Source organism: Herbaspirillum sp. YR522 (genome assembly GCF_000282575.1).
Lineage (GTDB): Bacteria > Pseudomonadota > Gammaproteobacteria > Burkholderiales > Burkholderiaceae_D > Herbaspirillum.
Map to the genome: position 1 here is coordinate 19,633 of NZ_AKJA01000128.1, position 15,040 is coordinate 34,672.

At 66.7% G+C, this 15,040-nt stretch carries 10 protein-coding genes; 5 read left to right on the plus strand and 5 right to left on the minus strand.

Annotation, left to right across the window (positions count from 1 at the left end; translation table 11 throughout):
* Window positions 1–111: 111 nt before the first annotated feature.
* The gene (locus PMI40_RS17570) at window positions 112–4,008 is read left to right on the plus strand and encodes a PAS domain S-box protein (RefSeq protein ID WP_008118096.1); all 3,897 of its coding nucleotides are present in this window, start codon (window positions 112–114) and stop codon (window positions 4,006–4,008) included.
* 147 nt (window positions 4,009–4,155) lie between these two features.
* Entirely contained in the window at window positions 4,156–5,397 is a 1,242-nt protein-coding gene (locus PMI40_RS17575) for a PepSY domain-containing protein (protein WP_008118098.1), read from the plus strand.
* Here PMI40_RS17575 and PMI40_RS17580 read toward each other — a convergent pair.
* On the minus strand, window positions 5,394–6,266 hold the full coding sequence (locus tag PMI40_RS17580; protein WP_008118100.1) for a LysR family transcriptional regulator: 873 nt from the start codon (window positions 6,264–6,266) through the stop codon (window positions 5,394–5,396). The genes PMI40_RS17575 and PMI40_RS17580 overlap by 4 nt on opposite strands.
* A 111-nt stretch (window positions 6,267–6,377) precedes the next feature.
* Here PMI40_RS17580 and PMI40_RS17585 point away from each other — a divergent pair, with 111 nt between their 5' ends.
* From PMI40_RS17585 to PMI40_RS17595, 3 genes are all read left to right on the plus strand, one after another.
* On the plus strand, window positions 6,378–6,794 hold the full coding sequence (locus PMI40_RS17585; RefSeq protein WP_008118102.1) for a VOC family protein: 417 nt from the start codon (window positions 6,378–6,380) through the stop codon (window positions 6,792–6,794).
* Window positions 6,791–7,741: a glyoxylate/hydroxypyruvate reductase A gene (locus PMI40_RS17590; RefSeq protein WP_008118104.1), complete on the plus strand. Its 951-nt coding sequence runs from the start codon at window positions 6,791–6,793 to the stop codon at window positions 7,739–7,741. The genes PMI40_RS17585 and PMI40_RS17590 overlap by 4 nt, the downstream gene beginning before the upstream one ends.
* Before the next feature lie 292 nt (window positions 7,742–8,033).
* On the plus strand, window positions 8,034–8,777 hold the full coding sequence (locus PMI40_RS17595; protein WP_040502329.1) for a type 1 glutamine amidotransferase: 744 nt from the start codon (window positions 8,034–8,036) through the stop codon (window positions 8,775–8,777).
* Between the two features lie 148 nt (window positions 8,778–8,925).
* Here the strand turns inward: PMI40_RS17595 and purT are convergent, their stop codons facing one another.
* The 4 genes from purT to PMI40_RS17615 form a co-directional block, all read right to left on the minus strand.
* Window positions 8,926–10,137, minus strand: coding sequence for a formate-dependent phosphoribosylglycinamide formyltransferase (purT, locus tag PMI40_RS17600; RefSeq protein ID WP_040502331.1), 1,212 nt, complete (start codon window positions 10,135–10,137; stop codon window positions 8,926–8,928).
* A 319-nt stretch (window positions 10,138–10,456) separates the two neighbouring features.
* The gene (locus PMI40_RS17605; protein ID WP_008118110.1) at window positions 10,457–12,715 is read right to left on the minus strand and encodes a TonB-dependent siderophore receptor; all 2,259 of its coding nucleotides are present in this window, start codon (window positions 12,713–12,715) and stop codon (window positions 10,457–10,459) included.
* Window positions 12,716–12,823: 108 nt separating this feature from the next.
* Window positions 12,824–14,008 carry an MFS transporter gene (locus PMI40_RS17610; protein ID WP_008118112.1) on the minus strand — a complete coding sequence of 395 codons (1,185 nt, stop codon included), beginning with the start codon at window positions 14,006–14,008 and terminating at the stop codon, window positions 12,824–12,826.
* Window positions 14,005–14,970: a helix-turn-helix transcriptional regulator gene (locus PMI40_RS17615; protein WP_008118114.1), complete on the minus strand. Its 966-nt coding sequence runs from the start codon at window positions 14,968–14,970 to the stop codon at window positions 14,005–14,007. Before PMI40_RS17615 ends, PMI40_RS17610 begins: the two co-directional genes overlap by 4 nt.
* Window positions 14,971–15,040: the final 70 nt, after the last annotated feature.

Here is a 15,040-nt window from a genome sequence, read left to right on the forward strand (position 1 = left end):
GCTGCGGATGTGCTGGAGATCGACCGCATCCCGTATAATCGGAGCGTGATTTTCGGCGCCAAGGGCACCAATCGGCGGACGCAGCATTCAGCTTTACATCATTTTCAAGACATGGAAGAAATCTCCTGGTTGCGAGGCGGCGGACAGTGCGCCCAACTCATCACCGACAGCAACTGGGCTAATCACGCACTGGGCGTGCCGCGCGAGTGGCCGCAAACACTGCGTACGGCGCTGGGCATCGCCCTGCATTCGCCCACGCCCATGCTGCTGATATGGGGCCCGGCGCGACACGTGCTCTACAACGACGCCTTTGCCGCCCTTATCGGCGCCCAGCACCCGCATACTTTTGCCACGCCGCTGGAACACGCGCTGTTCTGGCCGGACATCCGTGCGCGCCACCTGGGGGCCATCGATGCCTGCTTCGGCGGCGAGCAGCGACAGCTCATCGATGAAGCGTTGCATGAGCAGGGCGGGCGCGAGGCCTGGTTCGATTTTTCCTACGTGCCGCTGTTTGGCGCCGACGGGCCGGTCGAGGGGGTGATCTGTACCCTCACCGATATGACCCTGCTGCCTCGCCCGGGGCGCGCAATGCCGGCCACGGCGCATCAGCTGCAACGACGCAACCGCCAACTGACGGCTGAGCGCGACACGGCCCAGCAGGTCAATCGCGAATTATCCGCACAGGCCGCGCTGCTGCAGCAACTGTTGCAGCAGTCGCCCGGTTTCACGGCCGTATTGCGCGGCCCGCAGCACATCTTCGAACTGGTCAATGGCGCCTACGTCAAGCTGTTCGGTGCGCAGCCGGTGATCGGACGAGCCCTGCGCGAGGCCTTTCCGCAGTTGCTCGACGACCAGCTGTTCGACCTGCTCGATCAGGTCTACCGCACCGGCGAGACCTATAACTCGCGCGGCGCCAAGGTGTTCTTGCGCGAAGGCGAGGACGGGCAATATCGTGAACTGGTGCTCGACTTCGTGCTGCAGCCGATGCGTGGCGCCGATGGCGTTGTCGAAGGCATCTTCATGGAGGGCTTCGACGTCACCGACCATTTCGTGGCCGAGGAGCGCCTGCGTATCGCCGACAGCGCCGGTGGTATCGGCATCTTCGAGTGGTTTCCGGACTCCGGCAAGCTGCTGGTGTCGGACCGCTTCCGCCAGTTGTGGGGCATCGCGCCGGACGTCGTCGTCACCGACGAACTGCTGATCGGCATGATCGACCACGACTACCGGCACAATATCGGCACCGTCACGATCGACCAGCGCGAAAACCCGCTGGAATACACCGAATATCGCATCACTCGTGCCAGCGACGGCCAGAAGCGCTGGCTGGCGCGCAAGGGCGAAGTGGTGCGCGACGATCCACGCACCGACAAGCGCTATGTCGGCGTGGTGTTCGACGTCACCGACCGCAAGTTCATGGAACAGGCCCTGGCGGCCTCCCAGACCAGCGTGCGCGCCAATAATGCGTTCGTGCGACAACTGCTGGACTCGACCGACCAGGGATTCTATTCGATCGATGTCGACGGCAAGGTCACGCTGTGCAATGCGGCCTTCCTGCGCATGCTGGGTTTCCACGACGAGCAGGAAGTCCTGGGCCGCGAACTGCACGGCGTGATCCAGCATTCGCATGCCGACGGACGCCCGTATGCATTCACCGACAGTCCGCTCTACCGGGCCGCCCGCGAGGCGGTGACGACCCATGTCGACGACGAGTTGTTCTTCCGGCGCGACGGCAGCAGCTTCCCGGTGGCCTACCAGGCCCATCCGGTATGGCTCGACGGTCAATTGCAGGGGGCGCTGTGCACCTTCGTCGATCTCACCGAGCACCAGCGTGGCATGCAGGCGCTGCTGTGGAGCGAGAACCGGCTGACCGCGATCTTCAACCAGGCCTCGGTCTGTTTCTCGGAACTGGACCTGCAGGCCCGCTACCTGCGCGTCAACGATGCACTGTGCCGCATGCTGGGACGCAGCCAGGAAGAATTGCTGCAGATGGAGCTGGCCGAGGTCACCCATCCGGACGACATCGCGGTCCAGATGGCCATGATCAATCGCTGCATCGAGGACGGCAAGTCGTTTACGCTGGAGAAGCGCTACGTGCGTCCGGACGGCTCGACGTTCTGGGTCTCGAGCAACACCAGCCGCATCGTCGACGCCGACGGCCGGCCCCAGGCCATCATTGCGGTATCGACCGACATCACCGAACGGCGCCGTGCCGAGGAAGCCCTGCGCGACCTCAATGACACGCTGGAACAGCGCGTGGTCGAGGAAATCCTCGAACGCAGCCGCGCCGAGGCCGCGCTGTCGCAGATGCAGAAGATGGAAGCGGTGGGGCAGCTGACCGGTGGCGTGGCGCACGACTTCAACAACGTACTGCAGATCATCGGCGGCAACCTGCAATTGCTGCAGGCCGACCCGACATTGCCGGAAAAAAGCCAGCAGCGCGTCAGGATTGCCATCGGCGCGGTCGACCGCGGTGCCAAGCTGTCGTCGCAACTGTTGGCCTTCGCGCGGCGCCAGCCATTGCAGCCGCGCAGCATCAACCTCGAGCGCGTGATGCAGAACATGGATGACCTGCTGCGCCGTGCGGTGGGCGAGACCATCGAGATCTCGATGGCGATGGCGCACGACCTGTGGAACACCATGCTCGACCCCAACCAGGTCGAGAACCTGATCATCAATACCGCCATCAACGCGCGCGACGCCATGCCCAACGGCGGGCGCCTGACGTTGCAGATCGAAAACGTCACGCTGACCGATCCCAACTTCCTGGCCCAGGCCGACCTGGCACCGGGCGACTATGTCGAGCTGGCGATCTCGGACAATGGCCACGGCATGGCGCCGGACGTGCGCGAACGCGCCTTCGAACCGTTCTTCACCACCAAGAAGGAAGGCGAGGGTACCGGTCTGGGGCTGTCGATGGCGTACGGCTTCGTCAAGCAGAGTCGCGGCCACATCAGTATCCAGAGCGAAGTGGGGCGCGGCACCACGGTGCGCATCTATTTCCCCCGTTCGCTGGAAGAAGCGGTGGTGATCGACGACAACCGCGAGATGGAAGTGCGGGGCGGCGACGAAACCATCCTGGTGGTGGAAGACGACCCCAACCTGCAACTGACGGTGGTCGACACGCTGTCATCGCTCGGCTATCGCGTGCTCAAGGCCGACAATGGCGAGCGGGCGCTGGCGATCGTGCAGAGCGGCATTCCGATCGACATGGTATTTACCGACGTAGTCATGCCCGGCACCGTGCCGGCCACCGAGCTGGCACGCCAGGCCCGGCAATTGCTGCCCGACGTCGAGGTGTTGTTCACCTCGGGCTACCCGCGCGACGCCATCGTGCACGAAGGGCGGCTCGACGCTGGCGTCGAACTGCTCAGCAAGCCCTATCGCAGCAACCAGCTGGCGCGCCGCATCCGTCACCTGCTGTCGAACAACCAGCAGCGCCGCCAGCTGCAGCAACGGGTGCAGCACGACCCAGGCGCCGAGAACCTGGCGACGATCCATGTGCTGCCGGTGGCCCAGCGCAAGGCCGAGGCCGAACTCGAAGCGCAGTTGCAGCAATTCGAACAGCAGCAGGCCGAGCCGCAATGGCGCATGGCCCAGGGCGGCGCCGGCGGCAGCCGGCCCGAACCGCAGGCGCTGGTCGACGCGGCGCCGGTGACCGGCTTGCGATTGCTGGTGGTGGAAGACAACATCGACTCCCAGCAACTGGTCTGCGAGCTGCTCGAAACGCTGGGGCATGCCGCACGCGGCGTCACCACCGGCGAAGAAGCCCAGCAGGCGCTGGAAGAACAGGCCTTCGACGTCCTGTTTACCGACGTCAACCTGCCCGGCATGTCGGGCGTCGACCTGGCGCGGCATACGCTGGCGCGGTTCCCCGAGATGGAAGTGATCTTCGCCTCGGGCTACGGCGCCATGGTGGCACGCAATGTGGGCTTCGCTTCGCACTCGCTGCCCAAGCCCTACGATATCGACCAGCTGCAAGACATCCTGGCCAGGATCGCGGGAGTCTGACATCGCGGTGCCGTGCGGCGCCGCCCCGGTAGACCGGGCGGCGTGTCCGTCCGCGCCCGAAAGGCGGCCGTGCGTGCGGCACCAGCGTTACAATGTCGCTTTTCGTGAATCCCGGCGTTGTTGCCAACCTGCCATCCATCCATAGCCATGCGCGCATTGTTCGTCCTCATCCACCGCTGGTTCGGGCTGGCCGCGGCGGTCTTCCTGTTCATCTCGGGCGCCACGGGCGCGGTCATCTCGTGGGACCACGAGCTCGACGCCTGGCTCAATCCGCAACTGTTCGACGCACGTAGCGCCGTCGGCGCCCAGCCGGTGCTGGACGGCCTGACCCTGGCCAACCGCGTCGAGCAGGCCGAACCCCGGCTGCGCGTGACCTATGTGCTGACCCGGGAAGAGCCGGGGCACACCATGAACATGATGGTCGAGCCGCGGCTGGACCCGGCCACGGCCAAGCCCTATGTGCTCGACTTCAACCAGATCGCCGTCGATCCGGTCACCGCAGAGATCCAGGGCCGGCGCATGTGGGGCGCGATATCGCTGTCGCGCGAGAACCTGCTGCCTTTCCTCTACAAGCTGCATTACACGATGCACCTGCCCGAGGTGGGCGGCATCGAAACCGGTATCTGGCTCATGGGGATCGTGGGCATCGTCTGGACACTGGACTGCTTCATCGCCCTGTACCTGTCTTTCCCCAACGTGCGCAGCTGGCGCAAGTCGTTTGCTTTCCGCTGGCGCGACGGCGCACACAAGCTCAATTTCGACCTGCACCGCTCGGGCGGGGTGTGGGTCTGGGCCCTGTTGCTGATCCTCGCGGTGACGTCGATCTCGATGAACCTCGAGCGCCAGGTCATGCGGCCTATCCTCCAGACCGTATCCACGCTGAGTGCCGGCCCGTTCGACACCCGCACCCCGCTGGCGCCCGAGAAGGTCGCCGAGCCGCGGGTGAGTCGCGAACAGGTGGTGCGGCTGGCTGCCGACGAAGCCCGGCGGCGAGGCCTGCCTGGGCCGGTGGGCGGGGTATTCTATTCGTCCATGTTCGGGGTCTATGGCGTGGGCCTGTTCGAGCCCGGCAATGACCACGGCGACGGCGGCCTGGGCAATGCCTGGCTGTACTTCGACGCCGCCACCGGTGCGCCCCAGGGCGGCCGGATACCGGGCACCGGCAGCGCCGGCGATATCTTCCTGCAGGCGCAGTTCCCGTTGCATTCCGGGCGCATCCTGGGCCTGCCCGGTCGCATCATGATCTCGATCATGGGCGCGCTGGTGGCGATGCTGTCGGTGACCGGGGTCATCATCTGGGTCCGCAAGCGCCGCGCCCGCCTGCAACAACGGCAGCGCCTGGCCGGCAGCGCGGCCGGGGTCTCGCCGGAAGGTTTTGCCGGACGCTAGGCGCCATCCTGCAGCGCCTGCTGCAACAGTTGCAGCATCCTCGGGCGCTCGGCCTGGCTGGCGCTGAGCAATACGACCTGGCGCCGGTAGCGTCCCGGGTCGGGCGCATCGATGGCATGCATGCGGCAGCCACTGGCCAGCTTGTCGATGCCGCCCCAGCGTGGCACCAGGCTTACGCCTACGCCGTCGGCGACCAGCATGGCGATGGTCTCCAGCGCGTCCAGGTCGCACAGCACCGCCGGCTGCAGCCCGTGGTCGTCCAGATAAAGCTGCGCCGGGCGTGCGCCCCAGGCGTGCGGATCGTACCGGATATAGGGGTGATGGCGCAGCAGCGCGGCCACATTGCCGCGCCAGCCGCGCGGCGCCAGCAGCACCAGTTCTTCCTGGCGTAGCGGCTGCGCCTGCCAGGCACGCGGCAACGCGAACGGTGGTGCCACCAGGATCGCCGCATCCAGCTCGGCGGCCAGCAACGCCTGGTACAGCGAACGCGAGGTGCCGGGCACGATGGCCGGGCGCAGTTGCGGCGCATCGCGGGTCAGTTGCCGCAAGGCCCCCGGTAGCAAACCGGTCAGCGCCGTGGAAATGGCGCCGATGCGCAGGGTGCCGGTCAAGCCCCGGGCGTCGGCGTCGCCGGCCAGCAGCGCCACTTCGCGCACGATGCCGCGGGCGCGCGGCAGCAGCGCGGTGCAGGCCTCGGTGGCGCGTGCCGCGTGGCCGGCGCGCGACAGCAGCTCAACCCCCAGTTCCCGTTCCAGCGCCTGCACGCGCTGGCTCACCGCCGCCGCCGTCAGTCCTTCATTGCGGGCGGCGTCGGCGATGGAGCCACATTCGACGACTGCGATCAAGCTCTTCAGGTAACGGCTATCCATAAATAATTCTTTTGAATGGATTAAAAATTACATGCTATCTCTTTTGGTCTGGCGCCGCTATGCTAGCGCCTGTCGTGGCCAATCCCTATCCAATCCCGTATTGAGGTTTTCATGAAATCGATCTTCCACCTTGCCTATCATGTGCGCGATCTTGACGTTGCGCGCCGTTTCTACTGCGACCTGCTGCAGTGCGAAGAGGGCCGCAGTACCGATACCTGGGTCGACATCGACTTCTTCGGGCACCAGCTGTCGCTGCACCTGGGGCAACCGTTTGCCGTGACCAATACCGGTCGGGTGGGCGAGCACATGGTACCGATGCCGCACCTGGGCATCATCCTGGCGATGGCCGACTGGCGCGCGCTGGCTGATCGGCTCAGCGCCAGCGGCGAGGTCGAGTTCGTGCTGGCGCCGCAGATCCGCTTTGCCGGCGAGCCGGGCGAACAGGCGACCATGTTCTTCCTCGACCCGTTTGGCAACCCGATCGAGGTCAAGGGTTTCGAGAGCCTGGAGCAGGTGTACGCCAAATGAGCCAGGCCGCGCCGATTGTCTTCGTCAGCCGCGAAGACGCCAGCCATGCGGCCGATTGGGTCCAGGCGTTGCAGCAGGCCATGCCCGGCGAGCGCATCGTGCCTTTCGACCAGCTCGATGAAGCTGCGCGCCAGCAGTGCCAGATCGCCGTCGTCGCCAATCCGGATCCGCAGCGGCTGCGCGCCTTGCCGCGATTGCGTTGGGTGCATAGCGTCTGGGCCGGGGTCGAGCGGCTGGCGCCGGAGTTGCGCGACAGCGGGCTCAAGCTCACGCGCCTGGTCGACCCGCGCCTGTCGAGCACCATGGCCGAGGCGGTGCTGGCCTGGACCCTGTACCTGCACCGCGACATGCCCCTGTATGCGCAGCGCCAGCGCTTTCGGGTGTGGCAGGCCGAACAGTATGTGCTGCCCGAGCAGCGCACCGTCGGCATCCTCGGACTGGGCACGCTGGGCGAGGCCGCCGCCCGCGCCTTGCTGGCGGCCCGTTTCAAGGTATGCGGCTGGAGTCGCACGGCACGTTCGATCGACGGTGTGCAGACCTATGACGGGCAACAGGGGCTGGCCGAGATGCTGGGCCAGACCGACATCCTGGTGTGCCTGCTGCCGCTGACCGCCGACACCCGAGGCCTGCTCGACGCCGCGCGCCTGGCGTTACTGCCGCCGCAGGCGCAACTGATCAATTTTGCGCGTGGCCCGATCATCGACGACGCGGCCCTGTGCGATGCGCTCGACAGCGCCCGGCTGCGCCACGCGGTGCTGGACGTATTTGCCACCGAACCGTTGCCGCCCGACCAGTGGCAGTGGACCCACCCCAGCGTGACGGTGCTGCCCCATTGCTCGGCGCCGACCAACCGCGAGACGGCGTCGGCCATCGTGGCTTCGAATGTGCGGCGCTTCCGCGAGACGGGCGAGATCGCGGCCAATGTCGATCTCGAGCGCGGTTATTGACGGCGCTGGCTGAGCCGGTAATCCTTGCCACGCTAGAGGGCCGGCGTCAGCTCCTGCCGGCTCATCTCGGCGGGCGAAGGTCCGAGTCGCGACCGATGGCGTCTGGCGACCACCGGTTGGCGCGATCCAGCGGTTCGCGCATGGCGAGATCGTCGCGCGACGTGTCTTCATGCCAAGGCGATGTTTACGCCGCTTATATAGCGATCACACCAAATGAAATCCGGTTTTTAGACCGAAGTATTTAGATTGGCGTTTCCGTCACTACCGGCTTGCGCGTGCAAGTCACGACTCCATGAGACCGATCGCCATTCTGCAGCACGAAATCACGCAAGGGCCAGGTGTATTGCTGGATCACCTGGATAACAACCATCTTCCCTACCGACGCATTTCCCCCGCTTCCGATGGCGTCGCTCCGGTCGACGCGAGCCAGTTCAGCGGTATCGTCGTATTGGGCAGCGATCACTGCGTCAACGAACCCTTGCCGTGGATCAGCGATGAACTGGCATTGCTGCAGGATGCCATCCGGCGTGACGTGCCGGTGCTCGGGCATTGTTTCGGCGCCCAGATGCTGGCGCGTGCCATGGGCGCCAAGGTCAGCCGCAACAGTTGTCCCAACATCGGCTGGAGCCCGATATGGGTCACGCCGCCGGCACAGCACCGCATGGGCTTGCCCAGGCAAGTGAGCATGTTCAACTGGCACTACGACACGTTTGAAATCCCGCCCGGTGCCACCCGCACGATGTACGGCAGTCACTGCCTCAACAAAGGTTTCCTGCGCGGACGTCATTGGGCGTTCCAAGGGCACCTCGAAGTGACCGAGGCCAGCGTCAGGGACTGGTGTGCGGCCGGCCGCGCCGAACTGCGTCGCGCCCATGGGCCGGCGGCGCAGAGCGAAACGCAGATCCTGAAGCAATTGCACGATCGAATCGCCGCACTGCACCTGGTCGCGGAGCAGACCTACCACGCCTGGACCCGCCAGCTGGACCGTCCGACCCTGGTCGGCCTGGGCTCGCGCTGCTCGACTGCTGCTGCCTAGCCGATGGAGCAGGGTGAGCTCACGCGGGCCGACGGCCTGCCGGTTGCTCGATGTCGATTCCACGCGGCCTGGTTGGCGGATGTCCGGCCCAATGAAAAAGGGGCGCCCGTATCGACAGGCGCCCCCATGAACCGGCGTTGATCGACAATCAGTCGGGCATGACCGGCTTGACCTTGGCCGCGGCCTGCTTGGCGCGGATACGGGCCGATTCGACGCTGTCGGCGGCCGCCAGCGCCACGCCCATGCGGCGACGCTGGAATGATTCGGGCTTGCCGAACAGGCGGATGTCGGCGCCGGGGATGCGCAGTGCTTCGGCCACGCCGTCGAAGGCGATCGCACGGGCGTCGTGCTGGCCGTAGATCACCGCCGAGGCACCGGGCGATCGCAACGCGGTATTGACCGGCAGGCCCAGGATCGCCTTGGCGTGCAATTCGAATTCGCTTTGCACCTGGCTGACCATGGTGACCATGCCGGTATCGTGCGGACGCGGACTGACTTCCGAGAACCAGACCATGTCACCCTTGACGAACAACTCGACCCCGAACAGCCCCAGGCCGCCCAGGTTCTCGGTCACCTTGCGGGCGATCTCGCGAGCCCGCTCCAGCGCGGTCGAGGGCATCGGGTGTGGCTGCCACGATTCGACATAGTCGCCCTTGACCTGGACGTGGCCGATCGGATCGCAGAAGCTGGTGATGGTATCGCCGTTCTCGTTGAGCGAGCGCACCGTCAGCAGCGTGATCTCGTAGTCGAAATCGATGAAGCCCTCGACGATGACGCGCCCGGCATCGACCCGCCCGCCGGCGGCGGCATGGTTCCAGGCCGATTCGATCTCGTCCGGACCGTCGATCTTGGATTGACCCTTGCCCGACGACGACATGACCGGCTTGATCACGCAGGGAAAGCCGATCTGCTGGATCGCCGCGCGCAACTCGTCGAGGCTGTCGGCGAAGCGATAGGGCGAGGTCGCCAGGCTCAGGGTTTCACCGGCGAGGCGACGGATGCCTTCACGGTTCATGGTCAGCCAGGCCGCGCGCGCGGTCGGGATCACGTTGGCCTGGCCGGCCTGTTCCAGCTGCACCAGGGTCTCGGTGGCGATGGCCTCGATCTCAGGCACGATCAGGTCCGGCTGCTCCTTGGCGATCAGCTCGGCCAGGGCGGCGCCATCGGTCATGTTGATCACATGGGAGCGATGCGCCACCTGGTGACCAGGGGCGTTTTCGTAGCGGTCCACGGCAATGACTTCGACGCCCAGACGCTGCAACGCGATGATGACTTCCTTGCCCAGCTCGCCCGAACCGAGCAGCATGACCTTGGTGGCGGAGGGAGAAAGGGGAGTGCCGAGTCGGATAGCTTTTTTCATAACGTCGAGGGGGAGAAGCGCCGCGTCATGCGGTGCGTTGAATCGATAATCGCGGGACGATACCAAATCTTGCCTGGTTTGGACAGCAGCCATTCTCGCCTGCTGCGCCTGTCATTGCCATGCCACGGGGACGCGGGTGTGCGGGCCATTGCCTCATTGCAATTTAATCGGCTTGCACGGCGCCGATCAGTTGCCAACGGTGTCGAACACCGGGTAAGTGGAGCTAACTCGGCAACCCTCGATATTATCCTTGAGGCAATGATGCCGATGCGGCATGGCCGTCACTTTTTTTACCGGCGCAAGCGCGGACCATGGCTGGTCAATAACGGGCCTGCAGCGTCAGCCGCCATTGGCGCGGGTCGCCCACCCAGCCCTGGCTATGAAAGCCGACCTGGTCGTAATAGCGGCGATCGAGCAGGTTATCGACATGCAGCGCCAGCGATACGCCGCGTCCGAGCTGGTAGCGGGCCATCACGTCGAGCAGCATCACGCTGGCCTGGCTGACCCAGGCGACCCCACCCGGTTGGTGGGTGGTGCTGCCGATGCCGTTGCGCCATTCGCCGCCGCCGCCCAGTGTCAGGCGGGGCGAGTACCGGTAGGTGCCAAACAGCTTGAACTGGGTCGAGGGAAAGGTGCTGTCGAGTCGCTGGCCGTCGGCGCTGCGCTTGATGAAGCGGGTGAAGCTGGCGCCCAAATCCCAGCCGGCCTGCACCTGGCCGGCCAGCTCGAGTTCGATGCCGCGCACCCGCACGCCCCGCGCGGCGCGCCAGGCCTGCTGCTGCGGCCGTCCGCGCACATGGGCGCCGGCTATCTTGACGGCCAGGTTGCGTTGGCTGGTATCGAATATCGCCGCCGACCCGTTGAGCGCGCCTTCGCGCCAGGCGGCCTTGATACCGGCCTCGACGCTGCGGCCCTCGACCGGGGCCAGCAGGCTGCCGTCGGTGGACTGCGCATATTGCGCCCGGAAGATGCTGGTGTAGCTGCCATACAGCGCGTAGGTAGGATCGAAATCATGCACCGCGCCGAGATAGGGAATCAGCTGGTGGCGGTGCCGATGGTGTTGGCGGGTGCCGAAGGCGTCGCGCTCGATCTCGATATTGGCCAGGCGCGCACCCAGGATAAGGTGCAATGGCGGCGCCAGCGAAAAGCGCCCGGCCGCATAGGCGCCGCTTTGCACCACGCGCCGATGGTCGGCCGGTTCGGTCTGCTCCAGCCACCGAGGCTCGCCGATGGGGGCGCTGCGCCAGTCGAAGAAGCTGCCGATGTCGGGCAGCGGCGCCTGCTCGCGATGACGGTCGATGCGGCTGTGGTCCACCAGCCTGGACCAGCCCAGCATCGCCTGGTGCCGACGCCCCAGCAGCGAGAACGGCCCCGTCAGCGACCACTGGGCCTGGCGCCGCTGGCGCGTGCCGTCGTAGTTGCGCCAGACCTGCGACATGCCTTGGCCGCTGTCGCGGTCCGGAAACTCGCCCCGGAACAGATTGCGCATATGGTAGTGGCCGCCATTGAGATCGACCGCAAGCTGCAATTGCCAGTCGTTGTCGAAGCGATGCCGCAGCTTGCCCAGCACGGTGGTCGTACGCGTCTGCATACGCGCCCAGCGGGTGTTGTTGGACGCCGAGCGATCGAACGCGGTGCGGCTGCCATCGCGATAGAACAGCGGCACGCCGCTGCCAAAACCGCGCGCGGCGTCCTGCTGGTATTCGAGCGCGACGCTGAGCTCGGTGCGCGGGGTCGCCTCCAGCGCCACCACGCCATAGAAGGTCTCTGCGCGCTGGCCCTGCCAGCTGACATGACTGCCGCGATCGGTGTGCTCGGCGACCAGGCGCATGCGCAGCCCCTGCGGGCCGAGCTGCGGCAGCGACACATCGGCATTGGCGCGGCGCTCGCCCCAGCTGCCCAGGCCCACCAGGCCGGCGGCGGCCAGCCTGCCCGACGGTTGCTTGCGGATGAAGTTGATCGCCGCCGACGGCTCGCCATTGCCGGTCATCAGGCCGGTGGCGCCCCGCACCACTTCAACCCGTTCATAGAGCGCCGAACTCATGTTGGTGGCACCGTAGTTCCAGTACGGTAGCAGCGGCGAACTCATGCCGTCGAATTGGAAATTGTCGATCCTGAAGCCGCGCGCCGACAATTGGTAGCGGTTGCTGTCGCTGCGTACCGCGGCCATGCCGGGTGCGGCCAGCACGGCATCGAGTGCGGTGGGCAGGTTGGCGTCCTCGATCTGCTGGCGGGTCACCACGCTGACCGATTGCGGCGTCTGGACTGGCGCCAGCGGCAACCCGGTGGCCGTGCCCATGGCCTCGACGGTGTAGCCCAGCTGCGCCGGCCCGGTGTGCGGCGCCGAGACGGTGACCTCCGGCAGTCCATCGGCGGGCTGGCGTGCATCGCCGGCCAGCGCCGGCGCGCTGCAACACAGGGTCGCCGAGATCATGCCGCCGACCGAGAGCCGGCGGGCGCACCGGTGGCAGGCGCCGGCCGAACGCAGCGCCGCCGGGCGCGTGCGCGATGACCTGCAGGTGCGTGGCCGGCGCGACGTGCGCAGGGAGGGCGAACGGGGCTGAAGAGAGGTGAACATGGGATTTTCCGTCGACTGTTGATCTAATGATAATTATTCTCGACATTGCATCGCGCCACGTATGCAGGACGCGGCAATACCTATGCGCGGCGCCGATTAGCAATGCAATCAGGCACCGCGGCCTGCATATCGATGGCTGGCACCCCATGCCAGCATGCTCAGTGCGGCAGCGGCCAGCAGTGCCGCACCGAGCCAGGCGGGCGAGGCGGCCAGGCGGGGCGCCAGCCAGCCGCTGGCCAGGGCGAACATCAGCAGCTGCATCACCCCCGACAGCGACGCGGCACTGCCGCACAGGCCTGGTACGCAGGCCAGCAGCCGCAAGGTCAGTGGTGGGGTCGCCATGGCCAGGCCGCCGATATAGGTGCCCAGCGCCAGGATCATGGCCAGCGGTGCGTCCGGCGGGCCCAGGACCAATGCCGCCCCCGCGCAGCCCATGCAGCCATAGGCCGTGCCCAGTGCCAGTCGCGGACCCAGGCGCAGGGCCAGTGCCGCGCCGACCATGGCGCCGGCCACCAGGGGCAGGAACAGATAAGCGAAGTCGGTCGGCTGCCAGCCCAGTACCTGCACCACCAGCATCGGCGCGCCGCCGATGATCAGGCCCTGGCCCGCCACCGGCAGTGCGCCCGCCAGGCCCAGGGCGAGCACCTGCGGCCGTGCCGCCAGGCCCGCGTAGTCATGCAGCAGCTGGCGCAGCCGGAACGGCCGGCGCGCCGTGTGCGGCAAGGTCTCGCGCAGTTGGCGCAGGCACAGGACCCAGGCCAGCGCAGCCAGGCCTGCCAGTGCGGCAAAGTTGGCACGCCAGCCAAGCGACGCGGTCAGGTAGCCGCCCACGATGGGTGCCACCGCCGAGGCCAGGTTCAGGATCAATATCAGGATCGACATGGCGCGCTGGGCGCCGTCCTGCCGGCCGCCATCCCGGCCGTCACCCCGGCAATCCTGGAGCATGGCCGGCGCCACCACGCTGCAGGCGCCGGCCGCGGCGCCCTGCAGCACGCGCCCCAGCAACAGCAGGTCGAAGCAGGGCGCGACGACGCACAGCAGCGACGCGGCCAGGTAGATGCCCAGTGCGACCAGGACCACCGGTTTGCGGCCGCAACTGTCGGCCAGGCCGCCATGCAGCGGCAGCATGCACGCATAGGCCAGCATATACAGGCCCAGCGTGCGGTGCACGGCGCCGGGCGGCAGCGCGAAGTCGGCCGCGATGGCGCCGAAGGCGGGCAGGTAGATGTCGACCGATGCCGGGGCGATGCTGCACAGCAGCCCCAGTAATGCGAGCTGGCGGGCGGCGATCAAGGCGGCGCCAGGCGGCTGGGGCAGATGCCGTAGCGCTCGCGAAAGGCGGTCGAGAAATTGGTGGCGTGACGATAGCCGACGTAGTGCGCCGCCTGTTGCACGCTCCAGCCTTGTGCCAGCTGCTCGCGCGCCACTTCCAGCCGGCGCTGGCGCAGCCAGTGGAATACCGAGCACTGGTATGCCGCCTGGAACTTGGCGCGCAGTGTGCTGGGACTCATGCAGGCCAGGCGTGCCAGTTCGTGCAGCGAATGGTCCTCGCCCGGGCAGGCGTGCAGTTTCTGGCGCACCCGCTCCAGCATCTGGCGGTCGCGCGGCGACAGCGGCGAATGCTTCTGGGGCGGGACGTCGATACTGCAATGCAGCCCGTGCGACAGCAATTGCAGGCCGATGCCTTCGCGCAGCAACTGCTTGAGCGTGCCGCTCCACATGCAATCGAACAGGTGTTCGAAGGCTACCGCCAGGTGCGGCTGCAGCGGCCATGGCCGCAGGCGCTGGCCGTGGTTGCACAGCGCCTTGGCCAGCAGCTCGCTGCTGTGGTCTTCACCAATGTCGGTCGCCTCCAGCACCGTCAGGCGCAGGCTGCGCACCTGCTGCCCGGCGGCGTGGCTGGCCACCAGCGGCCGGGCGTCGCCGCCGCTGGCGCTGACCCCTCCCTGTGCGCACAGGTCCATGGCCGAATCGTGCTGCAGGTGAAGCCTGCCCTGCAGCAGCGCAATGACCGAAAAATGCGCCTGCTGGCGCCACACCGACTGGTAAGGAAAGTCGACCACCAGGTCGGAGGCGGCCAGCCACAGGCCGGGGCGCAGTTCGTGGCGATCCACGCGACCGCGGGCCAGCTGGACCCCGTCCGTGGCGGCCGCGTCGTGCTCGCTCGCGCCCAGTCGGTACAACATGCCATTGGGGCGATCCAGCCGATTGAACTCGGCCAGCGTGAATGAATGGGAAGACGGCTGTGCAGCCAAGGCAAACCTCCTGCCAGGTGATGGGATGTTTTGCCGGATGGGATAACCCGGCGTTGTAATCGATATCGGC